Origin of the sequence: Bradyrhizobium sp. McL0615, assembly GCF_049993905.1 — a bacterium.
Taxonomy (GTDB): domain Bacteria; phylum Pseudomonadota; class Alphaproteobacteria; order Rhizobiales; family Xanthobacteraceae; genus Bradyrhizobium.
The window spans coordinates 5,178,423-5,202,708 of sequence record NZ_CP188254.1; the positions used below are offsets into that span (position 1 = coordinate 5,178,423).

General features: G+C 61.8%; 18 protein-coding genes and 1 pseudogene. 10 read left to right on the top strand and 9 right to left on the bottom strand.

The window, feature by feature from the left end; all coding sequences use genetic code 11:
- The first annotated feature begins 79 nt into the window (after positions 1-79).
- On the top strand, positions 80-1,054 hold the full coding sequence (locus ACPPVP_RS24610) for a tripartite tricarboxylate transporter substrate-binding protein (protein WP_426525280.1): 975 nt from the start codon (positions 80-82) through the stop codon (positions 1,052-1,054).
- A gap of 147 nt (positions 1,055-1,201) precedes the next feature.
- Here ACPPVP_RS24610 and ACPPVP_RS24615 read toward each other — a convergent pair whose 3' ends face one another.
- Entirely contained in the window at positions 1,202-1,678 is a 477-nt protein-coding gene (locus ACPPVP_RS24615; RefSeq protein WP_426525282.1) for a hypothetical protein, read from the bottom strand.
- 315 nt (positions 1,679-1,993) lie between these two features.
- Complete coding sequence (locus tag ACPPVP_RS24620) at positions 1,994-2,758, bottom strand: carbonic anhydrase (RefSeq protein ID WP_426525284.1); 765 nt, start codon at positions 2,756-2,758, stop codon at positions 1,994-1,996.
- Between the two features lie 168 nt (positions 2,759-2,926).
- Between ACPPVP_RS24620 and ACPPVP_RS24625 the strand changes: the two genes are divergently transcribed.
- A complete protein-coding gene (locus tag ACPPVP_RS24625) occupies positions 2,927-4,669 on the top strand; it encodes a SulP family inorganic anion transporter (protein ID WP_426525286.1) in 1,743 nt (580 codons plus the stop codon).
- Positions 4,656-6,089: a DUF2252 domain-containing protein gene (locus ACPPVP_RS24630; protein WP_426525288.1), complete on the top strand. Its 1,434-nt coding sequence runs from the start codon at positions 4,656-4,658 to the stop codon at positions 6,087-6,089. Before ACPPVP_RS24625 ends, ACPPVP_RS24630 begins: the two co-directional genes overlap by 14 nt.
- Positions 6,090-6,135: 46 nt before the next feature.
- Here ACPPVP_RS24630 and ACPPVP_RS24635 read toward each other — a convergent pair whose 3' ends face one another.
- The 3 genes from ACPPVP_RS24635 to ACPPVP_RS24645 are packed head-to-tail and all read right to left on the bottom strand — an operon-like array spanning position 6,136 to position 11,261.
- Positions 6,136-7,002 (bottom strand): amidohydrolase family protein, encoded by an 867-nt coding sequence (locus tag ACPPVP_RS24635; protein WP_426525290.1) that lies wholly within the window; start codon positions 7,000-7,002, stop codon positions 6,136-6,138.
- Complete coding sequence (locus ACPPVP_RS24640) at positions 6,999-10,127, bottom strand: efflux RND transporter permease subunit (RefSeq protein ID WP_426525292.1); 3,129 nt, start codon at positions 10,125-10,127, stop codon at positions 6,999-7,001. The genes ACPPVP_RS24635 and ACPPVP_RS24640 overlap by 4 nt, the downstream gene beginning before the upstream one ends.
- 3 nt (positions 10,128-10,130) lie before the next feature.
- Positions 10,131-11,261, bottom strand: a complete 1,131-nt coding sequence (locus ACPPVP_RS24645; RefSeq protein ID WP_426525294.1) for an efflux RND transporter periplasmic adaptor subunit — start codon at positions 11,259-11,261, stop codon at positions 10,131-10,133.
- A gap of 203 nt (positions 11,262-11,464) precedes the next feature.
- Between ACPPVP_RS24645 and xth the strand changes: the two genes are divergently transcribed.
- Together xth and ACPPVP_RS24655 are read left to right on the top strand one after the other, a co-directional pair.
- Positions 11,465-12,256 (top strand): exodeoxyribonuclease III, encoded by a 792-nt coding sequence (gene xth / locus ACPPVP_RS24650; RefSeq protein ID WP_426525295.1) that lies wholly within the window; start codon positions 11,465-11,467, stop codon positions 12,254-12,256.
- A 17-nt stretch (positions 12,257-12,273) separates the two neighbouring features.
- Complete coding sequence (locus tag ACPPVP_RS24655; RefSeq protein ID WP_426525297.1) at positions 12,274-12,753, top strand: GNAT family N-acetyltransferase; 480 nt, start codon at positions 12,274-12,276, stop codon at positions 12,751-12,753.
- 124 nt (positions 12,754-12,877) lie between these two features.
- Here the strand turns inward: ACPPVP_RS24655 and ACPPVP_RS24660 are convergent, their stop codons facing one another.
- Both ACPPVP_RS24660 and ilvD read right to left on the bottom strand, forming a co-directional pair.
- Positions 12,878-13,735, bottom strand: a complete 858-nt coding sequence (locus ACPPVP_RS24660) for a tetratricopeptide repeat protein (protein WP_426525299.1) — start codon at positions 13,733-13,735, stop codon at positions 12,878-12,880.
- A complete protein-coding gene (gene ilvD / locus ACPPVP_RS24665; protein WP_426525301.1) occupies positions 13,722-15,446 on the bottom strand; it encodes a dihydroxy-acid dehydratase in 1,725 nt (574 codons plus the stop codon). The genes ACPPVP_RS24660 and ilvD overlap by 14 nt, the downstream gene beginning before the upstream one ends.
- A gap of 436 nt (positions 15,447-15,882) precedes the next feature.
- On the opposite strand from ilvD, the gene ACPPVP_RS24670 reads away from it, so the two are divergent.
- A complete protein-coding gene (locus ACPPVP_RS24670) occupies positions 15,883-16,116 on the top strand; it encodes a hypothetical protein (RefSeq protein ID WP_426525303.1) in 234 nt (77 codons plus the stop codon).
- Between the two features lie 221 nt (positions 16,117-16,337).
- Positions 16,338-17,288: a calcium-binding protein gene (locus tag ACPPVP_RS24675; protein WP_426525305.1), complete on the top strand. Its 951-nt coding sequence runs from the start codon at positions 16,338-16,340 to the stop codon at positions 17,286-17,288.
- 372 nt (positions 17,289-17,660) lie between these two features.
- Here the strand turns inward: ACPPVP_RS24675 and ACPPVP_RS24680 are convergent, their stop codons facing one another.
- The gene (locus ACPPVP_RS24680; protein WP_426525307.1) at positions 17,661-19,379 is read right to left on the bottom strand and encodes a PHA/PHB synthase family protein; all 1,719 of its coding nucleotides are present in this window, start codon (positions 19,377-19,379) and stop codon (positions 17,661-17,663) included.
- A 298-nt stretch (positions 19,380-19,677) separates the two neighbouring features.
- On the opposite strand from ACPPVP_RS24680, the gene ACPPVP_RS24685 reads away from it, so the two are divergent.
- Together ACPPVP_RS24685 and ACPPVP_RS24690 are read left to right on the top strand one after the other, a co-directional pair.
- On the top strand, positions 19,678-20,163 hold the full coding sequence (locus ACPPVP_RS24685) for a CBS domain-containing protein (RefSeq protein ID WP_426525309.1): 486 nt from the start codon (positions 19,678-19,680) through the stop codon (positions 20,161-20,163).
- 45 nt (positions 20,164-20,208) lie between these two features.
- Complete coding sequence (locus ACPPVP_RS24690; protein WP_426525311.1) at positions 20,209-21,594, top strand: GntP family permease; 1,386 nt, start codon at positions 20,209-20,211, stop codon at positions 21,592-21,594.
- Between the two features lie 55 nt (positions 21,595-21,649).
- Here the strand turns inward: ACPPVP_RS24690 and ACPPVP_RS24695 are convergent.
- Positions 21,650-21,829, bottom strand: a pseudogene (locus tag ACPPVP_RS24695) (tripartite tricarboxylate transporter substrate binding protein BugD); the annotation flags it as partial.
- A gap of 226 nt (positions 21,830-22,055) precedes the next feature.
- Between ACPPVP_RS24695 and ACPPVP_RS24700 the strand changes: the two are divergent.
- Complete coding sequence (locus ACPPVP_RS24700) at positions 22,056-24,272, top strand: transglycosylase SLT domain-containing protein (protein ID WP_426525313.1); 2,217 nt, start codon at positions 22,056-22,058, stop codon at positions 24,270-24,272.
- The last annotated feature ends 14 nt before the right edge of the window (positions 24,273-24,286 follow it).

Consider the following 24,286-nt stretch of genomic DNA (forward strand, 5'->3'; position numbering starts at 1 on the left):
CGGCCGCCGCCATGACGGATCGATCGCGAGGCCAAAGGCCCGCGCGACAAATCAGAACAAGAAACTCGGGGAGCTGACGATGCAGACGAAGAAGACGGCCGCCATTGCGCTCGCGTTCGCAATTGTCAGTTCCGCGAGCCTGGCGCAGAACTATCCGAACCGGGCCATTACGCTGCTGGTCCCCTTCGCAGCCGGCGGCGCCACCGACACGGTGGCGCGGGTGACCGCGCAGTCGATGTCGAAACTGCTTGGCCAACCCATCATCATCGAGAACGCCCTGGGCGCCGGCGGTACGATCGCGGCCACGCGGGCCTCGCGCGCGGAGCCGGACGGCTACACGCTGATGATCCACCACATCGGCATCTCCACGGCCGCCACGCTGTACCGCAAGCTGCCCTACGACACCAAGACCGCGTTCGCACCTGTTGGACTCGTGACCAACGCCCCGATGACCATCATCGGCCGTCCCGATCTGCCGCCGAACACGCTGGCCGAGCTCGTCACCTACATCAAGGCGAATGGTGACAAGATGACCTTCGGCAATGCGGGCCTAGGAGCCGCCTCGCATCTCTGCGGGATGCTGTTCATGACCGCCGTCGGCAAGGAAATCCTCGCCGTGCCCTACAAGGGCAATGCGCCGATCATGAACGATTTGATCGGCAAACAGATCGACCTCTCCTGCGACCAGACCACCAACACCACGGCGCCGATCGCCTCAAAGCTGATCAAGAGCTACGCCATCACGACGAAAACCCGGCTTGCATCGATGCCCGATCTTCCGACGGCAGACGAAGCGGGCTTGAAGGGTTTTGAAGTCGGCGCCTGGCACGGCATCTATGCGCCCAAGGGCACGCCCGACGAGATCATCCAGAAGCTGTCCAGGACGCTTCAGGAAGCGTTGCGCGACCCGGACCTCGTAAAGCGTTTCAACGACATCAACACCGAGCCGGTCCCGCAGGATCAGGCCACACCCGAAGCGCTGAAGGCACAATTGATCAGCGAGGTCGATCGCTGGGCACCGCTCATCAAGGCGGCCAATCAGTTCGCGGATTGAGGCGACCTTCGCAGTTCGCCGTCACGCCGTGGATCGCGGCGACCACAAGGTGACCGGCGTTGCGTTTGCACAGCGTGAACTGACGCGAATGAGCAAAGCCGCGCCTCACGGCACTAGAGTGGCGGAGGCGCGTCTGTGTAGGGCCTCTTACGTCCCGGGCGTTTTGACGACGAGTTTTATGTTCAAGAGGTTGACACCCTTGAACGGGTTCGGTGCGCTTTCGATGGTGCCCGTGCCCGTAGCGTTCGCATAGGCACCCGTGCCCGAGAGGATCGTATATTCGCCGGTTGACCGGCCGTCTTTGGTCGAGCCGGTGTAACGCGCCGTGATCGAACCATCCTCGAACGTGTAGGTGCTGTAGCCGTAGAAGGGTCCCGTGCCTTTGAGCGAGTCTGAGGAATTGACGAACTCTTTCACCCCGATACGGCCGTCCTTGAAGACGGCAACGCCGAACAGTCTGCCGGACCCGACCGTCTGGCCTTCGATATTTGCTACCTCTGTTATTTTGTAGTCGATCGGCTTGGTGACGAGCTTGAACTCGAGTACCTGCTCTCCAGCCAGAGCGGTCGACGCCGCAAGGGCCAGAGCCACGCCAGAAAGGAAAACGGCGAGGGACTTGCGCATGTGCTCCTCCTGCGTTTGTTGGAACTAAAATGTGGAATGCTTGCCGTGCCTCGCCAGCGGCTGACGTTCCTGGGATTGTCCAGCATGCAGGCTCGGACACAACGATAGGTCTTAGCGACGGAAGAAAGGTTCAGCGCCTGCGCTCGTGATCCTCTCCGGCCGGGACGCGGTACCGAGCGCATGCCAATTCCGGGCGCGACAGCGCAGGTTCTGGCTATTTACCGGAAACCGGGCACAATCGCCGTCAATGGCCCAGGAAATCTCCGTGAGGCTGTTGCGTCCTCAGGTGACGATGGATCGAAGGTCGCTAGCCCGTCAGCGCGGACCGGAGCTTAGGATGAAACGTCGGTCGCGGTTTTGCACCGGCCGGGCGTTCATCGGGTACAGCTTGGCAAAACGGGCAATATCGCTTTCTGCCACCTCAATCTCATGCATGAGCACGAGCCAGTCTACCGTCTCGCTACATGGCGGCGTCGTCAAAGAGCCCTGATATTGATAGTAGCCGCGTTTGGCGGGCAGCAAAGCCATGGGGTCGATGGTCTGATCCGCAGCAACGGGAGGCCCCTCCTCCTGCGGCATCGTCGAGACGATTTTCTTGAACACCGGGTGGGACTTGCCCGGAATGATGAGTACACCCACGACAGCCAGCCCGCCGCTCTCCGCAGCATGGACAAAATGCGCTTCCATCGCGAAGGCCTTACCTTCGAGGCGATGTTCGCTCGGATGGTGGAAATGGCATTGCTTCAGCTCATAGCTGCGGTCGCCGACCTTGAGCCTGTCGCCTTCCGCGAAGTTGAGCTGGACGGTGTGCCCGTTGTTTACAATCGTGCCAGGCCGCTTGCTCCAGCTGATCTTGAGCGGCGCTTGCTGCGCGGTGACGGCGCCGGTGATGTCGATGGGGGACTGCTGGTGACCAATCGAGCACACCTGGTTCGCAGCGTCGAGACCGCCCCACTTGTCCGGCCCTGTCTCGCCCTCGTAATTCCAATGCGGACGGCTCTCGGCAGCGAACGAGGCCGGCGCACACAGGGGACACAGTGCCAAGCCGGCGAAAACCCTCAATGCCTGACGACGATGCATGATCGCCTCCCTTTGCAGCGGCTGCCACGTCGGCGTTGAGCTACCGCGATTGCTCAGGGCTGCTGCCCCAGTACACCTTGAAGCAGAGATCAAGGACGTTGATCTTGATCAATGTTCCGACCTGGGGAGCTAATCCAATGAATCGCCTCATCCGGGGATATTTCGGTCATGGCGAACTCCGGCCTTGCTTCGGTGCCTCAAAGGCTTCTTCCGATGCTCGAGTGGATTCCCGGATACCGCCGCGAATGGCTGCTGCCCGACTTTCTTGCAGGCATTGCGCTGTGGGCGGTAATGGTGCCCGAGGGGATGGCCTACGCCGGCATTGTCGGCGTCCCGCCGATCATGGGTCTCTACACGATCGTGCCGGCATTACTCGCCTATGCGGTGTTTGGCACGTCGCGCCAGCTGGTCGTCGGACCGGACACTGCCACCGGCCTGCTCTCCGCCCTGACCATTGGAGCTGTCGCGGCGCACGGAACGGCCGAGTTCAATTCGCTCACCTCGACCCTGGCCGTCATGATCGGAGTTCTCTTCCTCTTCTTTGGCCTCGCACGCATGGGGTGGGTAGCCAGCTTCATTCCGACGCCGGTCATGCGCGGCTTCATCGAAGGCCTGGTCTTCGTCACCATCATCGGCCAGGTTCCTCATCTGCTGGGGATCGACGGTACCTCCGGCAACTTTTTCGCAAAGCTTTGGCACATCCTGCAGCATCTTGCGGACATCCCTGCGCTGCCGGCGTTGACGGGGATCCTCTGCCTCGCCGCGATGCTGCTATTGCGCCATCTGATACCAGGCGTACCAGCGGCACTTGTCGTTATGTCTGCGGCAACGATCTTGATCGGGTTGCTCGGCGGAGAAGCAAGCGGGGTGCATGTGGCCGGCCACGTTCCGTCCGGACTGCCCGGCCTCACGGTGCCGAACCTCGATATCGCAATATTGCGAGAGCTCCTGCCGGGTGCGCTGGCGATCGTGCTGGTGGGCTACGCCGAGGCGTTGGGCGCGGCGAAGGCCGCGGCCATGCAGGACGGAAGCGACATCGATGCGAACCAGGAATTGATCGCACACGGGCCCGCGAACATCCTCACCGGGCTTTTCGGAGGATTCCTCGTTGTAGGCAGCCTGTCGAAAACATCCGTGGCGATGGCGGCTGGGGCGCGCAGCCAACTCGCCAACCTGATCGCCGCGGCCCTATGCTTCCTCACGCTGATATTGCTGACGCCGCTGTTCCGAAACATGCCCCAGCCGGCACTCGCAGCCATTGTCATCGCTGCGATGCTGCATCTCACCAAGCCGCACTACCTGCGCAGCGTGCTGGCGCGCAGCCGCTGGTCATTTGCCGTCGCACTGATCGTCATCGCCGGCGAACTGATATTGGGGGTGCTGCACGGCATCGCCGTCGGCGTGACACTGTCGATCGCAAGGCTGATCTATCTCGCGAGCCGTCCCAAAGGTGCGGTGCTTGGGCAGCTTCCAGACACCGAGGCTTATCGCGACGTTCGTATGCACCCCGAGGCGATCACGTTTCCCGGACTGCTGATTTGGCGGATTGGCGGCGATCTTTTCTTCGCGAGCGTCGGCCACATAGGAGCAGCCTTGAGAGCGTCAGCCTCCGCATCATCGGTGAAGCGGGTGCTGTTCGATTTCGGTTCGGTCGACTTTCTCGATATCACCGGAGGTGATGAGCTGCTCAGACTCCTCCGCGACCTGCAGACAAAGGGCATCAGCACGGGCTTCGCGCGCGTGCGAGACCCCATTCGGGAGGACATGCGGCGCGCGGGAATAGAGGCTGTCGTGAGCCCTGACAATTTCTATGAACGGATAACTGATGGAGTGCACGCCTGGCAGCAGCAAGCCGGTCATTCAATCTGCAATACCGATCGCGAGACGGGAGCTGGTCATGAGAGCCGATAATCTGCAGCCGCCCTCAACTTTTTACCGCATGATCGAGGCCCATGGCGACCAGGCCCTGATCGACAGTTTCCTGTTGAAACGACTGGCGGTCGGCGAACGCCTGGCTGCAGGCAAAGCGCTGCGAAAGCAAGTGCCGCGCTCGGCGCACGCAGCCTACAAGCCGCGTGCAGATCGGCCCGACCCAGTCGATGTCCTGAAGCAACAGGACGCCGCACGAGTGACGGAGCTCCTGCCAATCCGGTACGGCCGGATGCTCGATAATCCCTTTGCTTTCTTTCGAGGAGCCGCGGCCATTATGGCGAGCGACCTGTCGGCTTTGCCGATCTCGGGTACGGCCGTCGTGGCATGCGGCGACGCGCACATTAAAAACTTCGGCGTGTACGCCTCGGCCGAACGCAATCTGATCTTCGCGATCAACGATTATGACGAGGCGTATATTGGCCCCTGGGAATGGGATCTGAAGAGGCTGGCAGCCAGCGCCGTCGTCGCGGTGCGATGTCTGGGCGGGGACAAGGCGAAATGCGAGGACGCTGCCCGCGAATGTGTTCGAACATATCGCGAGCGCATTTTTCGCTACGCCGAAATGGGGTATCTGGAAGTTTGGTATGATCGCATCGACGAGCGCGCCGTGCTCGACAGCCTGTCCCCGAAGCTGCGCCGCGTCGCGCTGGACATCATTGACCAGGTCCGCCACATTCGTCCGCTCGAGAAACTGACCGAGCAGGTGAACGGCAAGTACCGTTTCATCGAGCACATTCCCCTGATCGAGCGCGTTTCGCGTAGCGGATCGTCTACTCCGGCACGGGTGTTTCTCGATCGTCTCCTGCAAGCCTATATCGATTCGATGACCTATGATCGAAGGATGTTGCTGTCCCGCTACCAGCTCGTCGATTTTGCGCACAAGGTCGTCGGCATCGGCAGCGTCGGCACCCGCTGCTGGGTGCTTCTGTTACAGGGGGTCGATGACGCCGACCCGCTCTTTCTCCAGATCAAGGAAGCACAATCATCGGTGCTTGCGCCGTACATCGGAACCAAATTGCCATTTGACCATCAGGGTCGCCGGATAGTCGTGGGACAACGCCTGACCCAGGGGTCGCCGGACATCTTCCTGGGCTGGGGACGAGCTGAAGGAAGGGATTACTACGTTCGCCAGCTTTCGGAATTAAAGGGCGGCGCGGCGCTCGACGATATTGAGGCCCTGCCGGAATACTGCGCGATGTGTGGCTGGGCGCTGGCGCTGGCGCACGCCAAATCCGGCGACGCGGCAGCGATTGCAGGTTATTGCGGCAAAAGCGAAGCGCTCGACGAAGCCATCAGCACATTCGCAAGGGCTTACGCGACACAGACTGAGCAGGATTACCAGGCGTTTGAAAAATTGAAGCGCTCGGGCCGGATCAAGGCCACGTCGGCCTATGCGTAGATTCGATCGAGCTCGCCAGCATCACTTGTTGCAGCCGAACCAGCTTTCAGCGCTCGCCGCCAAACAACGCCTTCGCATTGCCGTTCGCAATCTGCGCCGCGACCTTTGGCGGCAACTGTGCGAGCCACGCCCGGTAGCCCGCCATGATGTCGCCGTAGCTCTGCCAGCGCTCGTTGATCCAGGTGTCGGAGCCGAGCAGGAAGCGGTCCGGGAAACGTTCGAACAGCGCGCGCCATTCCGCCCTCAGCTTGCCGCTGCCGTCGACGATGCCGCCGCGGTAGGATAGTTCGCCCCACAGCTTTGGATATTTCGACATCATTTCCGAAACGCGGTCGGTCGAGAGGCCAAAGCCGGTATGGGCCCAGATGATGCGGGCGCGTGGATTGTGGCGCATCAGGATTTCGACGGCGATGTCGTCGGCATGAGCGTGCAGATAAAGGTCGTTTGCAACGGCGAAGTCGACGGTCTTCTTCACCCACTCGCCTTCGGCCGCCCTGCCCGAGATGTGAAACTCGCCGATGCCGCGGTAATAGCCGCGTTTGAATTCGTCCTGCACCAGGTCGAAGATGAAGGGGTCGCCGAACCAGGTCTGGATGTCCGCGCGCACGCGATAGGGCCGGATGAAGGGAATGATCTGCAGGCCCGGTGGCTTCGCATCAACAAGCGCATGCGTGCCGGTGTTGGGACGGCTGGTCGCAAGAATGCCGGTGACGCGGTGCTTTTTGAACAGCGCCAGCACCTCGTCGACGCCGTAGTAGGGCTTCGGCTCCCAATTGTAGTGCATATGGGCGTCGAAGATTTCGATCGGCTCGTCGGCGCGGGCCGGGCCGCTCGCCGCGGCGACAAGGACGAAAGCAGCCAGAATGGTAACGTCGCGGGCCGCCGAGCGTATCGCCCGCCCGAACAGCATCATTCGGCCGCGACCACTTGCGGCCGCTCGCCCTCGCCGGTTTCTTCCAGTTGCGGATCGAGCTTGCGCCGCAGCCGGCGGTCAATGCGGTCGAGATAGATGTAGATCACCGGCGTGATGTAGAGCGTCAGCAATTGCGACAGGCAGAGGCCGCCGACCACGGCGATGCCGAGCGGCTGGCGCAATTCGGCACCGGCGCCCGCGCCGAGCGCGATCGGCAGCGTGCCGAAGATCGCCGCGAACGTCGTCATCATGATCGGGCGGAAGCGCAATAGGGCCGCTTCCCGGATCGCGTGCTCGGCGCTCAGGCCGACGCGGCGGCGCTCCAGCGCGAAATCCACCATCATGATGGCGTTCTTCTTGACGATGCCGACCAGCATCACGATGCCGATCATGGCGATGACCGACAACTCCATCCCGAACAGCATCAACGTCACGATCGCGCCGATGCCGGCCGACGGCAGGCCGGAGATGATGGTGATCGGGTGGATGAAGCTTTCGTAGAGAATGCCAAGAATGACGAAGGCGGCAAACACCGCCGCGAGGATTAGCACCCCCTGCCCGCGCAGCGAATCCTGGAATACCTGCGCCGTGCCCGAGAAGCCGGTGGCGATGGTCGCCGGCAGGTTCGAATTCTGCTCAAGCTCGGTGATCTTGTCGACGGCATAGCCCAGCGAAATGCCGGGTGCGAGGTTGAAGGAGATCGTCACCGCGGGCTGCTGGCCCTGGTGGTTGATCTGCAAGGGACCTACGGTCGGAACCAGTTTAGCCACCGCCGATAGCGGAATGGTCACGTTGTTCTGGGTCTTCATATAGAGCTTGGAGAGATCGGACGGGTCGACCTTGAACTGCGGCTGCACTTCCAGGATGATCTGGTAGTCGTTCGACGGCATGTAGATGGTGCCGACCTGGCGCGCGCCATAGGCGTTGTAGAGCTGATTGCGGACCTGATCGACGGTGATGCCGTAGACCGCAGCCTTTTCGCGGTCGATATCGACCGTCATCTGCGGGTTCTTGAGGTAGAGGTCGGTGGTGACGTCGAGCAGGCCCGGCAGCTTCTCGATCTTGTCGCGCATCTCAGGCGCAAGGCGATACAGCGACTCGGTGTCGCCGCTCTGCATGACATACTGATACTGGCTCTTCGATACCCTGCCGCCAATGTTCAGATTCTGGATCGGCTGGAAGAACGCCTGCATGCCGGGGATCTGGCGGGACTTGGCCCGCAGCCGGCCGATAATCGCATTGATGTTGTCGCGTTCCTTCTTCGGCTTCAGCGCGAGGAACAGTCGGCCGTAATTCGCGGTCGGGTTGGGTCCGCCGGAGCCTACGGTGGAGTTGATGTATTCGATCGCCGGATCGGCCTGCAGTATCCCGACCAGCGCCTGCTGCCGCTCCTTCATCGCCTCGAAGGAGGTGTCGGTGGCGGCTTCGGTGACGCCGATCAGGAAGCCGGTGTCCTCCTGCGGGAAGAAGCCCTTCGGCACGATCATGTAGAGGTAGACGGTGCCGCCGAGGGTGGCGAGCGTCACCACGACCATCACCGCCTTGCGCGCCAGCACCCAATCGAGCGTCCATTCATAGGCGCGCAGCCAGGAATCGAACATCGCTTCGAAGACACGGAGCACGACATTCGGCCGCTTGGTGGCGTCATGGGCCCGCAGCACGCGCGCGCACAGCATCGGCGTCAGCGTCAGCGACACGAACCCGGATACGATGATCGCGACCGATACCGTGACCGCGAATTCGCGGAACACGCGGCCGACGATGCCGCCCATCAGCAGCACCGGAATGAACACCGCGATCAGCGAGAAGGTGATCGAGATGATGGTAAAGCCGATCTCGCGGGCGCCCTTCAGCGCGGCCTCGAATGGCCGCATGCCGTGCTCGATGTGCCGGACGATGTTTTCCAGCATGACGATGGCGTCGTCGACCACGAAGCCGACCGAGAGCGTCAGCGCCAGCAGCGTCATGTTGTTGATGGAATAGTCGAGCCCATACATCACCGCGCAGGTACCCAACAACGAGATCGGAACCGCAAGCGCCGGAATGAAGGTCGCCGAGGCCGAGCGCAGGAACAGGAAGATCACCAGGATGACCAGTCCCACCGCGATCAACAGGGTCTCCTCGACGTCGGCCACCGCCTGACGGATCGACACCGAGCGATCCATCATCACCTGCATGGTGACCGAGGGCGGAATCTGCGCCCGCAGCGCCGGTAGTTTCGCAAGCACCGAATCGACCACCGCCACGGTGTTGGCGTCCGGCTGCTTCTGGATCGCGAGCACGACCGCCCGCTCGCCGTTCAGCCAGGTCGCGATCTTGTCGTTCTCGACGCTGTCATAGATTTTCGCGACCTCGTCGAGCTTGACCGGCGAGCCGTTGCGCCAGGCCACCACGATCTTGCTGTAGTCGGCCGCCTTGTCCATCTGGCCGGAGGCCTGCAGCGCGACGTCCTGCTTCGGCCCGTTCAATGTGCCGACCGGCGTCGACGAATTGGCGCGCGACACCGCGGTCCTGATGTCCTCGAGCGACAGCCCGCGCGCGGCGGCAGCTTCCGGATCGGCCTGGACGCGGATGGCGAATTTCTGGGTGCCGTAGATCAGCACCTGCGCCACGCCCGGAATTTGCGACAGCGTCTGCCCGATGGTGATGTCGCCATACTCGTTGACGGCGGACAGCGGCAATGTCGCCGAGCCGAGCGAGACGAACAGCACCGGGAAGTCGGCCGGGTTCACTTTGCGAAAACTCGGCGGGATCGTCATTTCGATCGGCAGCCGGCGCTGCGCGATGGTCAGCGCGGTCTGCACGTCGAGCGCAGCGGCGTCGATGTTGCGGTTGAGGTCGAACTGGATGGTGATGACGCTGGTGCCCTGCGAGGAACTCGACGACATCGAGGAAATGCCGGCAATGGTCGAGAGCTGGCGTTCAATGATGCCGGCGACCGAGGCCGCCATGGTGTCGGCGCTGGCGCCCGGCAGGGTCGCGGTGACGGCAATGGTCGGGAAGTCGACCCGCGGCAGCGCCGAAACTGGCAGCAGGCGGAAACCGAAGATGCCGAACGCGATGATCGACGCTGTGATCAGCGTCGTCATGACCGGCCGGCGGATACAGAGTTCGGAGAGCGTCATCGGTTACGCTCCGGCCTTTTTGGCCCGGGCCTCGACCCGCGTTCCATCCGACAACAGCAATTGTCCGTCGACAACGACGCTTTCGTCGCCGGCGAGCCCTTCCAAAATCACCGACATGCCCTGCGCGGTGCGGTCGACCTTGACCGGCTGGACCTTGGCGGCGCCGTCCTTGACCACGAACACGAAATTGCCGCTCTGGCTGCGCTGCACGGCGACCGTCGGCACCACGACCGAATCCTCGACGCGGATGACGAGCTTGGTCGCAACCAGCGTCCCCGGCCACAACGTCTCGTTCTCGTTGTTCATGATGCCGCGCACGGTGACCATGCCGGTGGTCTGATCGACGGTGTTTTCGACCATCGCGACCTTGCCGGTCTCGGAGCGCTGGTGGCCCGGGATGGTGGCGGTGACGCCGGAGACGCCCTTGCCCATGGCCTCGCGCAAATCGACCAGCACGCGCTGCGGCACCGCGAAGGATACATAGACCGGCGCCATCTGGTTGATGACGGCAAGCGGCGCGGTATCGGCCGGCCGCACGAAATTGCCGATCTTCACATTGGCGGCGCTGATCCGCCCCGCGAACGGCGCGCGGATCATGGTGTAGCTTTTCTGGACCTTCAGATTGTCGAGCGCGGCCTGATCGGCCTTGATGGTGCCGGTCAGGATGTCAGACTGGGTCCTGGCGTTATCGACATTGACCTGCGTGGTCGCACCCTTGCCGACGAGATCGTTGTAGCGGCGCAGGTCGCGCTGCGCGCCCTCGAGCTGCGCCTGATCCTTGACCAGCACACCCTCGGCCTGTTCGATCTGCGCGTCGATCTGGCGGCTGTCCAGCGTGAACAGCAGATCGCCTTCGTTGACCTTGGCGCCATCCTCGAAATGCACCGCAACGATGGTGGTCTCCAGCCGCGACTTCAGCGCCACACTGGAGATCGGCGTCACCATTCCGATCGCGTCGACGTCGACGGGCACGGATTTGCGCTCCGCCTTGGCCAGCTCGACAGAAACCATCCGCGGCCGCTGCGGACCCTGGGCGTTGCTGCTGCCGCCCATCCACGAGGAGCGGGTAATGAAACCGGCCGCAGCAGCAATGCCGACCGCGCCAGCAAGAAGTATCAAGGTCCGCTTTTTCATAATTTTTCACGCCCGCCAGTCCTAAAGGACTGGACAGTTGTTTTCGTGCCCCTTGACGGCGACTTTTGCGCCTTATTTCTAAACGGTTATCACAGCCTTCCTGCACATGGTATGCCACTGCTGGAAAATGTGTAGTTACTACTTCTTGTTCGAGCGCGAAAAGCCGGGATTTCCCGGATATGCTCCAGCCCGGGTCCCCATTCATGCGTATAGCCACTTGGAACGTCAATTCGGTCCGGCAACGGCTCGACCATCTCCTGACCTGGCTCAAGGAGTGCTCGCCTGATGTCGTCTGCCTGCAGGAAATCAAATGCGTCGATGAGGCATTCCCACGGCTGGAGATCGAGGCGCTTGGCTATAACGTCGTCACCCACGGCCAGAAGACCTTCAATGGGGTGGCGCTCCTGTCAAAACTGCCGTTCGATGAGACCAAATCGGGCCTCGCCGGCGACGATGAGGACGCCCACGCCCGGTTTCTCGAAGGCGTGGTGACGCTGAAGACTGGCGTAATGCGGATCGCCTGCCTCTATCTGCCCAATGGCAACCCGCCGGATACCGACAAATATCCCTACAAACTCAAATGGATGTCGCGCCTTCTTGAGTATTCGAGGGAACGACTTAAGGCGGAAGAACCGCTGGTGCTCGCAGGCGACTTCAACGTCATTCCGGCAGCCGCCGACGTCTATAACCCCGCCGCCTGGGCCAACGACGCGCTGTTCAAGCCCCAAACCCGGGAGGCCTTCCAGTCGCTGCTCGGCCTCGGGCTGACGGACGCGTTGCGCGCGGTGACCGACGAGCCAAACCTCTACACGTTCTGGGACTACCAGGCGGGCGCCTGGCAGAAGAACTGGGGCATCCGGATCGACCACCTCCTGCTGTCTCCGCAGGCCAGCGACCGCCTGACCAATGTCGGCGTCGACAGCTATGTGCGCGCCTGGGAGAAGCCGTCCGACCACGTGCCGGTCTGGGCGGATTTCGACCTGGCGACGCTTTGAGCGCAACCGGAGCGGCAATGGTGGCGATTCGGGATGCAACGCCCGAAGACGCCGTCCCGGCCTGCCATGTCCTCAGAGAATCGATTTCCCGCTTATGCGTTGCCGATCACGGCAACGATCCGGCGATCCTGAATGCGTGGCTGGCCAACAAGACGCCGGAAATCGTGGCCACATGGGCGATCCAGAAAGGAAACTCGCTCCTGCTCGCCGTCGAGGATGATGCCGTCCTCGGCGTGGGGTCGGTAACGGACGCAGGCGAGATTACACTGAATTATGTGGCGCCCCCTGCACGGTTTCGCGGCGTCAGCCGTGCCTTGCTCCGCGCGCTCGAAGTCAGGGCGGCGGCGCGAGGCAACACGCGTTGCACGCTGACCAGCACCAAGACGGCGCATCGGTTCTATCAGTCGGCTGGTTATGTTGACGACGGGGTGCCGACAGGCAAGTTCGGCACGAGCTCTGGCTATCCGATGTCGAAGCAGATCGTTGCTTCGCGTTAGCTTGTAGGGTCGGCCAAGCGAAGCGTGCCCACCATTGAAGCCAACGATCTCGGAGATATTGGTGGGCACGGCGCAAGAGCGCCTTTGCCCACCCTACGGCAGCTACGACTGCGGCCAGCGCCGCTTAGTCCTTCTTGCCCTGCACCCAGTGCTCAAGCATCTGCAACGCCATGGCGCGGTCCTCGTCGGAGGCCTTGGTGAAAGCGCGGTTATAGCTTTCGCGGATCCAGGACTCGTCGGGGGCGGCGTTGTCGCGCGCGAGCGTCAGCCACATCAAGCCGCGCGCGGCCTGCCGCGGCAGCCGGTCGCCGGCGAACAACATCTGGCCGAGCATGGCCTGCGCCTGATGCTGGCCCTTCTGGGCGGCCAGACCAAGCCAGCGCGCGCCGTAGCGGAAATCGTCCCGCGAGGCGTCCGGCGTCTTCAGGTAAAGCCGCGCCAGATCGTATTGCGCGTCAGCGTTGCCGAAATAGGACGCGGCATAGGAGAACATCTCCCGGGCGCGATCAGAGTCGGCCTTGATCTTCGAATTCGGGATGCCGTTGAGGTAGTAGCGTCCCAGCGCCACGAAGGCGTTGGCGACGATCGTCGCCTGCGGTGCCGACGGGCTGTCCTCGGCATGCGCGTTGGCGATGCGGCTGAAATATTCGAAGGCGCGCAGGTCGTCCTGGATGACGCCATCGCCATCGGCATACATCCGGCCGAGCTTCCACTGCGCCACGGGATGACCACCCTCGGCGGCGTATTGCAGCGAGTTCAGGGAGGGCGCGGCAACCGCAGTTGCCGTCGCAGCCGCCGTCGGCGCTGCGGACGGGACCTTCTTCAGGGCCTGGGCGGTGACGGCTTGCGCTGCGTCCGGCTGGCTACGCATCGGCAGCGTAGCGTCCGGCTTCACCGGCGCGCCATCAAATGCGAAGCCGGGAGCCGCCATTGGCGTGGCCCCGAGCATCAACGCGAGTATGATACGCCTAGATGTCCGCATAGCATTGTTTCTCGTGCGCACCGCCAGGATGGGTCACAGCCCCATCCACCGCCGGCCCAACCTGTTGGGCATATTTCCACAGCGCACCCGACGTGTGGTTAGTCTGTCGAGGCGCCCACTTGGTTTTACGTTCGGCGAGTTCGGCGTCGGTCAATTTTACGTTAAGAATTCCGGCCTCGGCGTCGATCTCGATAATGTCACCATTCTGCAACAGGGCGATCGGACCGCCCACGGCCGCCTCCGGCCCGACATGGCCGATGCAGAACCCGCGGGTGGCGCCGGAGAACCGGCCGTCCGTGATCAAGGCGACCTTGCCGCCCATCCCCTGCCCGGTCAGCGCCGCCGTGGTCGAGAGCATCTCCCGCATACCGGGACCGCCGCGCGGCCCCTCATAGCGGATCACGATGACCTCGCCCTCTTTGTAGGTCTTCTTCTGGACCGACTCGAAAGCGTCTTCCTCGCGATCGAAACAGCGCGCCGGACCGGTAAATTTCAGCTTCGACATGCCCGCGACCTTCACGATCGCACCTTCTGGCGCGAGATTACCCTTCAATCCGACAACGCCTCCCGTGACGGTGATCGGGTTGTCGGCGGACCGCACCACATCCTGGTGCGGATTCCATTTCACGCTCTTGAGGTTTTCGGCGATCGTACGGCCCGTGACGGTGAGGCAATCTCCGTGCAGGTGACCATTGTCGAGCAGCGTCTTCATCAGAAGCGGTATGCCACCAACCTCGAACATGTCTTTGGCAACATAACGGCCCCCTGGCTTCAAATCCGCGACATATGGTGTCTTTTTGAAGATTTCGGCGACGTCGAATAAGTCAAACTTAATGCCGCACTCATGGGCGATGGCCGGCAGGTGCAGCGCAGCATTGGTCGACCCGCCGGAGGCGGCAACGACTGCGGCGGCGTTTTCCAGTGAGCGGCGGGTGACGATGTCGCGCGGCCGGATATTGGCTGCGATCAGCTCGACAACCTTCTCGCCGGCGGCGGAGCAAAACGCGTCGCGGATTTCGTAAGGCGCTGGCGCCCCGGCCGAATACGGCAGGGCCAGGCCGATCGCCTCGGATACCGTCGCCATGGTGTTGGCGGTGAATTGTGCACCGCACGCTCCGGCTGAGGGGCAGGCCACCCGCTCGATTTCGTCGAGATCTTCATCCGACATTTCGCCGACCGAATGCTTGCCGACGGCCTCGAACATGTCCTGCACTGTGACCTGCTGGCCACGGAAATTGCCCGGCAGAATCGAGCCGCCATAAATGAAGACCGAGGGCACGTTGAGCCGGACCATCGCCATCATCATGCCCGGCAGCGACTTGTCGCAGCCGGCAAGCCCGACCAGGGCGTCATAGGCATGGCCGCGAACGGTGAGCTCGACCGAATCGGCGATGCATTCCCGTGACGGCAGCGACGAGCGCATGCCGTCATGGCCCATGGCGATGCCGTCGGTCACGGTGATGGTGCAGAATTCGCGCGGGGTGCCGCCAGCCGCAGCGACGCCCTTCTTGACCGCCTGCGCCTGGCGCATCAGCGAGATATTGCAGGGTGCGGCTTCGTTCCAGCAGGACGCAACGCCGACGAAAGGCTGGTGAATCTGCTGGGTGGTCAGCCCCATCGCATAGAGATAGGACCGATGGGGCGCGCGCTCCGGCCCCTCCGTCACGTGACGGCTCGGCAATCTCTTCTTGATGTCGGTCTTGGCGTCCATCCGCAGAACCTGTTTCCCCCAGCCATCTTCCCGTCGGTCTCGGGAGCAATTTCCCGTCGCCTTCGTCGGCGCTGAGGCCAATCAGCTTTGAAAGAGATGGTTTCACGGAGGGGTGTGGCTAAAAAGCGGCGCAAGCAAGAGGCGGGCTTGCGATTAACCAAATGTTCGATAACTGTTGCGGTCACGCAACAATCGTGGCCCGAGGGCAACCTTTATTTGGACTGATTTGAATCTTGCCCCGTGTCGCCTACCCTCCAACGCCTCGATTTCAAGAGTCTGAGCGGGGCCCGTCACAACCTGAGCGCGACCGGGATGAAATTTCTCCCGCGGATTCGCCGCCTCATCGCGGACCAACAGATTTGCGGACACGCGTCGCCGAGAATCGCAAAGCGCGATTCGGACCACGTCCCTACCGGAGTTGATCTTTCGATTCGCCTTGCGTGCGATGGGCGTATTGAAAATTACGACGCCTGACATCAATCGTGTTCGAAAGGGATCGCGTCATTTTTGTGCGGCCAGCACTTTTTGCGCGCGTTTTCGTCACGCGATGATGCAGCCCGCGACACGCGCGCCGACAGCGGGTTATCTTTCAGACGCAAGACAGAACAATGCCGTGCGCAATTTGTCGCAGCCGTTTTTCATCGCCGTCGGAATTGAGGCACGCGCCTGAGAGGTGGTCGCATCAACGCCTTTCGCGTCACCATATTGCCCCTGCCGCGCGCAAATCCGCCGCGCGCACGTCCAGCCACGGACCCGTTTGGCTGTTCATCCTTCGGTGCGGGTGAGGGAATCCTGCCTCACGTTCTCCCCGCGCGCATCACTTCACGATTCCCAAAATCCGTGGTGGTCGTTTTTAGTCCGTGAGGCCTCTTGAGTAAGAGGTTTGAATAAATGGCACGCTTTAATCTGAACGGCTTCCTCGACAATAGCCGCTTCGAGGATTTTTTCGCCAGGTTCACAGGCGGCACCTCCGACCATGATCATCTGAACGGGTCGACGAGCGGCAATGCCCTGTTCGGTGGCCGCGGCGACGACGACGTCTCCGGCATGGCCGGAAACGATACGCTCAGCGGCGGCTCCGGCGCTGACAAGCTCTGGGGCGGCTCGGGCAACGACAACCTGTCCGGCGGCACTGGCAACGATCTCCTGGTCGGCGGCTTCGGCGCTGACCGGATGGATGGCGGTGCCGGCAACGACGTCCTGCTCAGCCGATCGGATGCCGGCGAGATGGTCGCAGCCCAAGACGGCAAGACGCAGATTTTCGCTGCGGAAACCGCGGCGTTCAAGGCGGTCAACGATACGCTGACCGGCGGCGGCGGCGCTGACACCTTTCGCTTCGAAGGCATGGTCAACGCCAAGGACGAGATCGTCGCCAAGCACGTCAATGCCGACGGCACGATCGACTGGAATGGCGTCACCGGCGAGAACAATGCGGTTCACGATCACTGGGTCGACGGTTTCGGCAACGATGTGATCCGGGACTTCAACCGCGCCCAGGGCGACAAGATCGAAATCTCGGCGCACACCGCCGAGGTCAAATCGATCGAGTACAAGGACAGCAATGGCGACGGCAAGAACGACTACAGCGTGATCACGGTCATCAGCCAGCAAGGCAATGCCGGCGCGCATGACGAGGATCTGCTCGGCACCATCACCGTCTACGGCAACCTCGTGAAGCAAAGCGATATCACCGTTACCCAGACGGTGTATGGCGCTTACGAGAAGGTCGGCGAACTCAACGGCGCGCACTTCGAACTGGAGGACGACGGCGTGCTGCCCAATGGCGGAACGGATGGCGGCCACCATGACGCCGCGACGGCGATGGCCAACATGCACATGTAAACCAAGAGCAAGACACGATCACGGACAAGGACCGCCTCCCGGCCCTTGTCCTCCAGCGCCCGGTGCCGATTCATTCGTCACCGGGCGTTGGGCCGTATCCGCCTCACTGCAAGCAAGTAGCCCGCATGAGCGCATGCGATAGCGGGAAACTTCGAAGATCCCGGAATATCCCACGCTTCGCTCATCCGGGCTACGCTTGCTCATAAATCACTGCTGCTTTGACTCATTTTCGAGCAAAAGCTCCCAAACTTGATCCGGACTGGCGCGTAGCAACATCAAGCTCGCGCAGACTGCGTAGACTTCTGCGGTAGAGACGCGTCAAGAAAAGAATCCGGAGCTTCGGCTCTGATTTCGATCGGAACCCATAACGTTCTAGTTTGATTTTTGCCTGACGTACCGGCCGGGCGCCGGCTCGAGCACACCGAAAGTATCATTGCCCAATTCGGCCGGGGCCTGAATGGAGCCGCTGGAATGGCTTTTCATCCAACCATCCCAGACAGGCCACCAGCTTCCCGGCTTCTCGTCGGCCTTTTCCAGCCATTTGCTCGCGTCACAATTCAGATTGTCATTGACCCAATAGCTCCGCTTGTTGCGGGCCGGCGGGTTAATCACGCCAGCAACGTGGCCGCTGGCGGCGAGCACGAAGCACGGGTCTTTCCCCATGAGGTCCTTTGAACGAAACGCGCTCTGCCAAGGCACGATATGGTCCTCGCGAGAGGCCAGTATGAACATCGGCACCTTCACCTTGGCGAGGTCGATCCGTTCACCACATTGGGTGGTCGCGCCGGGCTCCTTGATCTTGTTTTCAACGTAGGTGTTGCGCGTGTACCAGCAGTACATCGGGCCCGGCAAGCTGACGCTGTCGGAATCCCAGTAAAGCAGGTCGAAAGCGTCGGGCGTCGCACCCTTCAGATAACTTTCGACAACATAGCGCCAGATCAGATCGTTTGCGCGCAGGGTTCCGAAGGTAAAGGCCAGTTCCTTTCCAGGCAGTATGCCACCCATTCCGATCGTCGCTTCGCGCATGGCGACGGAATTTTGGTCAATCAGTAGACCGATTTCTCCGGTATCCGCGAAATCTATCATCGTCGTCAGAAGGGTTATCGATGCAAGCTTGTCTTCTCCGCGCGCGGCGAGAACGCCCGCGGCGCAGCTCAAAATGGTGCCGCCGACGCAGAAGCCCAGCGTATGAATCTGATCGACCTTTGCAATGTCGCGCACAACATCGATGCTCCTCAGCACCCCGAGGTTCAGGTAGTCGTCCCATGTCAGATTCTGGATCTCGGGGACGGCGCTTCGCCAGGAAATCAGGAAAACCTGATGCCCCCGAGAGACCGCATATTCAACAAACGAATTTCCGGCGCCAAGATCGAGCAAATAGTACTTGTTGATGCAAGGCGGCACGATCAGGAGCGGCGTTTTCTCGACCTCCGCCGTCTGCGGCTTATATTGGATGAGCTGAATCAACTCGTTCTCAAAGACCACCGATCCGCGCGTCACGGCCAGATTGCGCCCCACCTCAAAGGCGGATTCGTCGACCCGGGTAATGCGCCCCTTCTGGAGATCTTCGATCAGGTTCTTCATCCCGGCCACCAGGCTGCCTGAACGTGTCTGGATGGCTGTCCGAATGACTTCCGGGTTGGTTGCCGGGAAATTCGACGGGCTCATCGCATCAATGAATTGACGCGCGTAGAAGCGAAGCTGCAGCTTCGATTTTTCGTCTACCTCGGCTTCGTCGACAAACTCGGCCAATTGCTTGGAAGTCGTCAGGTAGGATTTCTTGACAAGTTCGTAATATGGCGAATGCTGCCAAGCCTCGTCCTGGAAGCGCCTTTCCTGGCCCGACCGCCGGGCACCATCGGGAGACGCGTCGCCGAGGAAGCCCTTCCAGAAGTCCATAACAGGAGACCAGAACTGCCGCTGCATGTTTGCCGTGAAGGCAAAGGGCCATGGCTCACGCGCGGCAGGCTTGCCCTCTATGCCCATGGCACTGACCAGCGCCTCGTCAAATTGCTTCATTGATTGCTGGCCGGCACGCATCAGGCTCTCAAGATATGCCGAGGTGCCATCTGGGGATGATGAGCTGTTCATATGAGCCTCCCGGAATCGCTCCGTATCTGGTCGTTGTGGCGCCAGAGAGTCGATCGGTGTCGATTATCGCCCAAACGGCGATCAACAAAATAAAAGTGTTTGGCATGTCCTCGGCATGCGGCTTGACCTAGATCAACGAACAGTCCGTTGCCCGCCCCTAGTCCATTGCTCGAGCACGGCCGCGCGAGATGCAACGATTTTTCAGAAGCCGGGAGCGACGGTCGAAGCTTGACGAGTGGTGCGTGCTGTCTTGATGTCAGCTCGCTCCAGGCCATTCCCTCCCGGGAAGTGAGGCGCCATGGATCATCCGCTCAGACGGCCGGAAGAAATTCTGACGTATCGCTCATTGAAAGAGATCATTGCTGCCAAGCCGAGTTTCCTGTGGACCGTCGGCCCCAAGGATAACGCGCTCACGGCAATGCGTCTGATGGCCGAAAAGAACATCGGGGTTGTCGTGGTCATGGAGCATGGGGCGATCGCAGGCATTCTATCTGAACGTGATTGCGTGCGGCGACTGGTGCTTGCCGGAAAAGTGCCAGAACGTACCCCGGTAGCGGACATTATGGTCCGGGAAGTTATCACAATTGATTTTGCGAAGACGTTCGCGGACTGTCTGAAGCTGATGCACCTGCACAACGTTCGTCACCTGCCGGTGGTCGAGAACGGTATCCCAATAACCGTTATCTCGGTCCGCGACTTGCTGGCCGAGGCAGTCCAACACCACGCCAAGGTCATCGACGAACTCGAGCGCGAACGCATGACCATGTTCACGTCAACGGCTTGAGCATACCTGTATCCATTGGACTACCATTGGAGAGGAAGTGTCGTCATGAATCTCTTGATCGTGCTGGGCGCTCTGATCTTTCTGATGTTTGTGGCCTACCGCGGCTACAGTGTCATCTTGTTTGCTCCGATCGCTGCGCTTGGCGCGGTGTTGCTGACCGATCCCTCGCTCGTTCCGCCACTATTCTCCAGCGTCTTCATGGAGAAGATGGTCGGCTTTGTGAAGAATTACTTTCCCGTTTTCATGCTGGGCGCCGTCTTTGGTAAAGTCATCGAGCTGTCAGGCTTTTCCAAGTCGATCGTCGCCGCCGTCATCGGGGTGCTCGGCCGCGAGCGCGCTGTCCTATCCATTGTTGTTGTCTGCGCAATCCTGACCTATGGCGGCGTGTCGTTGTTCGTCGTTGTGTTTGCGGTCTATCCGTTCGCGGCCGAGATGTTCCGGCAGGGGGATATTCCAAAGCGGCTCATCCCCTGCACGATCGCGCTCGGTGCGTTCAGCTTCACGATGGACGCCTTGCCGGGGACGCCGCAAATCCAGAACATCATTCCCACGACATTCTTCAATACGACGACGTGGGCCGCCCCAGTGCTGGGGCTCGTCGGCAGCGCTTTCGTTCTCGGCGTCGGCCTTGCCTATATCGAGAACCGCCGACGGGCGGCACAAAAGCGCGGGGAAGGCTACGGCACTGAACTTCTCAACGAGCCGGTGCCATTCGAAGAGAAGGAACTGCCCAACCCGTGGATCGCCATGCTGCCGCTGGTGGTGGTGGGCGTCACTAACCTCATATTGACGTTTCTGGTGCCTCGGGCTTACGGCGCGAAACACGAGGTCGTACTCGGCGGTCATCCGATCGTTACGCAGATCGGCCCGGTGGCGGCCATATGGGCGGTCGAGGGCGCGCTGCTCCTTGGTATAGCGACCGTATTCGTCTTTGCCTGGCGTCCCGTGCTTGCAAAATTCGCGGATGGCAGCAAGGCGGCGGTTGCCGGGGCCTTGCTTGCGTCGCTTAATACCGCGTCGGAATATGGGTTCGGCGGGGTGATTGCGCTGCTGCCGGGCTTTGCGGCGGTTTCCGCTGCGCTCAGGGCGATCCCCAATCCGCTCGTCAATGAAGCCGTCACCGTGACCGTGCTTGCCGGCATCACCGGCTCGGCTTCCGGCGGCATGAGCATCGCCCTTGCCGCGATGTCCGAAGAATTCATTGCTGCTGCAAAGGCGGCAAACATCCCGCTTGAAGTCTTTCATCGCATCGCGGCCATGGCGAGCGGCGGCATGGATACATTGCCTCACAATGGAGCCGTCATCACACTGCTTGCCGTTACTGGCCTGACCCACCGACAAGCCTATAAAGACGTGTTCGTGATCACGTTGACCAAAACCGCGGCGGTGTTCGTTGCCATCGCGTTTTTCTATTTGACCGGGATCTACTGAGAAAGCACCACGGGGCTGGCCTCCGGGGACAATCCCTCACCTGGGCCACGACGGTCTAGTCCAGCTCGACGTTGGCGGCCTTGATCATCGGCCACCATTTTGCAATTTCGGCTTTCTTCCAGGCGCCGCGCGCGTCCGTCGCAAGCTTGTCCTTTGGCGGCATCCGCAATCCCAGATTTTCGAGTTGCTCTCGCACCGCCGGATCGTTCAGGGCATCGACGGTCGCGGCATCGAGCCCGCTTCATCCACGGTCGAAGGCGATTCCACCTGTGCGCTGGAACTCTTCGGGTTCCGTTTGCCTCATTTTGCACGCGTTTGTTGTGCAGAGGTGACACCTACACCTTGAGCGTGGTGGTATCTTTTCGAATAGTTCAGGGCCACACGCTTCACGCGATCTCTTGGTGTTGCGATCTCTTGGTTTGACAGTGTTTGTGACGTGGGTTTCGCAGGGGGACCATGGAATGAACCGGTGCTTGCGCTCACTGTCTTGTTTTTTCACGGTAGCTGGGCTCGCCCTCCTTTCGACGGATGCGACCGCGCGGGCCAGCCATAAGCCACATGCCCAGAAGGCGCACGAATCGACCAAGAAGTCGCACGCGGGGAAGGAAGCTCGCCCCCATCGCAGCGCCACGTCCGAAAAAAAACGGCAGGCCAAGCACGCTTCCGCGCAACGCAAGGCGAAGCCGTCGAAGGCATCGCCTGCTCCCAAGGAGGCCGTCAAGGAAACTGCCGCTCCGCTGACGGGCGATCTTGCGCTGGTGAAGGAAGCCATCGATCTCGCGCGCAAGGCAAAGACCCAGGAGGCGACGGACGTCAGGAACAGGATCGCCGATCCGGCAGCGCAGAAGCTCGTCGAATGGTACATCCTGCGCCACCCGGAGACGACGGCGCCTTTCAGCCGCTACGCGGCGTTCATCGCCGCCAATCCGCAATGGCCGAGCGCGCCGTTGCTACGCCGGCGCGCCGAGGCGCGGCTGTGGGAGCAGCGCAGCGATGCGGTGACGGTCCGCGGCTTCACCGGCGACCGGCCCGCCACTGCCAAGGGCAAGTTGGCGCTGGCGCGCGTGCTGCTCGCCGAGGGCGACCGGGACGGCGCGGCGAGGCTGGCGCGCGATGCATGGCGATCGGACGAATTGTCGGAGCGCCTGGAGACCGACGCGCTCGAGACGTTCCGCGACCTTCTCACGCGCGATGACCATCGAGCGCGCATGAACAGGCGGATCGGCGCCAAGGACCTCGCCGGCGCGAAGCGCGCCGCGCAGCGCCTTGGCGGCGACGAGCTTGCGATCGTGAAGGCTTGTGCCGCGGTCAAGGGAAAATCGGACAAGGCGAAGGATACGCTCGACGATGTCGCAATCGAGGCACGGCAGGACCTCGGCTACACCCTCTGCCGTATCCAGTGGATGCTCGCCAAGGAGCGGATCGACGACGCGGCCCGCCTGATGGTGGCGGCCTCGCCAGAGACGATGGCGCTGCAGGACACCGATCAATGGTGGCGCGAGCGGCGCTCGCTCGCCCGCAAGCTGCTCGACCAGGGCAAATTCCAGACCGCCTACGATGTGATCCGTTCCGCCGCAACGCCAGCCAATGAATATTACCGGGCCGACGTCCACTTCATGTGCGGCTGGATCGCGCTCCGCTATCTCGACAATCCCAAGTCCGCAGCCGCGCATTTCGCCCACATCGACGACGGCGCGACCAACCCGATCGTGCTGGCGCGGGCGAACTACTGGCGCGGACGCGCCGCAGAAGCCCTCGGCCAGGCGGATGCGATGCGTGCGAGCTATGAAGCGGCCGCCCGCTACCCGACCGCCTATTACGGGCAGCTGGCGCGCGCCAGGCTTGGCCGTGGCCAGATCGAGCTGCGCACGCCCTCGCCCGTTCTCGCGTCCGCCGACGCTTCGGCCACCGACGAACGCGTGCGCGCCGCCGAGATGCTCTACGAGATCGGCGAACGCGATGTCGTGCTCTATTTTGCCGCCGATCTCGGCGAACAAAGCTCCGATGTGGCCGTGCTCGAAGCGCTCGGCGAGCTTACCGGCCGCCGCAACGACGCCCGCGCAATGCTGCAGATCGGAAAGCCCTCGCTCGGCCGCGGACTGCCGCTTGACCATTATGCGTTTCCCACCATCGGGATTCCGCCACACCGTCAGCTTGCCCCCGAAATCGAGCACAGCATGATCTATTCGGTGGCGCGCACCGAGAGCGCGTTCGACCAGCGCGACAAGTCTGCGGCAAATGCGGTCGGCTTGATGCAGGTGACGCCGGAAGCGGGACGCGATACCGCAAAGCGCTTCAAGGTCGACTATGACTGGGACCGGATGGTTTCCGACCCGGTCTACAACACGCAAATCGGCGCCGCCGAGCTCAGCGCGCTGCTATCGGAATACAAAGGCAATCACATCATGACCTTTGCCGGCTACAATGCCGGCCGGGGCCGGGTGCGGGATTGGGTCAAGGCCTATGGCGATCCGCGCGATCCCAAGGTCGACCCGATCGACTGGGTCGAGCGCATTCCGTTTTCCGAAACGCGAAACTATGTCCAGCGCGTGATCGAGAATCTGGCGGTCTACCGCGTCCGTTTCGACGTCAGCACGACAGCGACGGCAAAGACCGGCGCGCGCGTTGTGACCCAGGAGACGAACGCGGCGCCGGGGCCGGCGAGCCCGGCACAATAAGTTCGACGCATCGA

Coding starts and splice junctions, on each gene's coding strand:
- ACPPVP_RS24610 (WP_426525280.1), top strand. CDS start 80: ATGCAGACGAAGAAGACGGCCGCCATTGCGCTCGCGTTCGCAATTGTC.
- ACPPVP_RS24615 (WP_426525282.1), bottom strand. CDS start 1,678: ATGCGCAAGTCCCTCGCCGTTTTCCTTTCTGGCGTGGCTCTGGCCCTT.
- ACPPVP_RS24620 (WP_426525284.1), bottom strand. CDS start 2,758: ATGCATCGTCGTCAGGCATTGAGGGTTTTCGCCGGCTTGGCACTGTGT.
- ACPPVP_RS24625 (WP_426525286.1), top strand. CDS start 2,927: ATGGCGAACTCCGGCCTTGCTTCGGTGCCTCAAAGGCTTCTTCCGATG.
- ACPPVP_RS24630 (WP_426525288.1), top strand. CDS start 4,656: ATGAGAGCCGATAATCTGCAGCCGCCCTCAACTTTTTACCGCATGATC.
- ACPPVP_RS24635 (WP_426525290.1), bottom strand. CDS start 7,002: ATGATGCTGTTCGGGCGGGCGATACGCTCGGCGGCCCGCGACGTTACC.
- ACPPVP_RS24640 (WP_426525292.1), bottom strand. CDS start 10,127: ATGACGCTCTCCGAACTCTGTATCCGCCGGCCGGTCATGACGACGCTG.
- ACPPVP_RS24645 (WP_426525294.1), bottom strand. CDS start 11,261: ATGAAAAAGCGGACCTTGATACTTCTTGCTGGCGCGGTCGGCATTGCT.
- xth (WP_426525295.1), top strand. CDS start 11,465: ATGCGTATAGCCACTTGGAACGTCAATTCGGTCCGGCAACGGCTCGAC.
- ACPPVP_RS24655 (WP_426525297.1), top strand. CDS start 12,274: ATGGTGGCGATTCGGGATGCAACGCCCGAAGACGCCGTCCCGGCCTGC.
- ACPPVP_RS24660 (WP_426525299.1), bottom strand. CDS start 13,735: ATGCGGACATCTAGGCGTATCATACTCGCGTTGATGCTCGGGGCCACG.
- ilvD (WP_426525301.1), bottom strand. CDS start 15,446: ATGGACGCCAAGACCGACATCAAGAAGAGATTGCCGAGCCGTCACGTG.
- ACPPVP_RS24675 (WP_426525305.1), top strand. CDS start 16,338: ATGGCACGCTTTAATCTGAACGGCTTCCTCGACAATAGCCGCTTCGAG.
- ACPPVP_RS24680 (WP_426525307.1), bottom strand. CDS start 19,379: ATGAACAGCTCATCATCCCCAGATGGCACCTCGGCATATCTTGAGAGC.
- ACPPVP_RS24685 (WP_426525309.1), top strand. CDS start 19,678: ATGGATCATCCGCTCAGACGGCCGGAAGAAATTCTGACGTATCGCTCA.
- ACPPVP_RS24690 (WP_426525311.1), top strand. CDS start 20,209: ATGAATCTCTTGATCGTGCTGGGCGCTCTGATCTTTCTGATGTTTGTG.
- ACPPVP_RS24700 (WP_426525313.1), top strand. CDS start 22,056: ATGAACCGGTGCTTGCGCTCACTGTCTTGTTTTTTCACGGTAGCTGGG.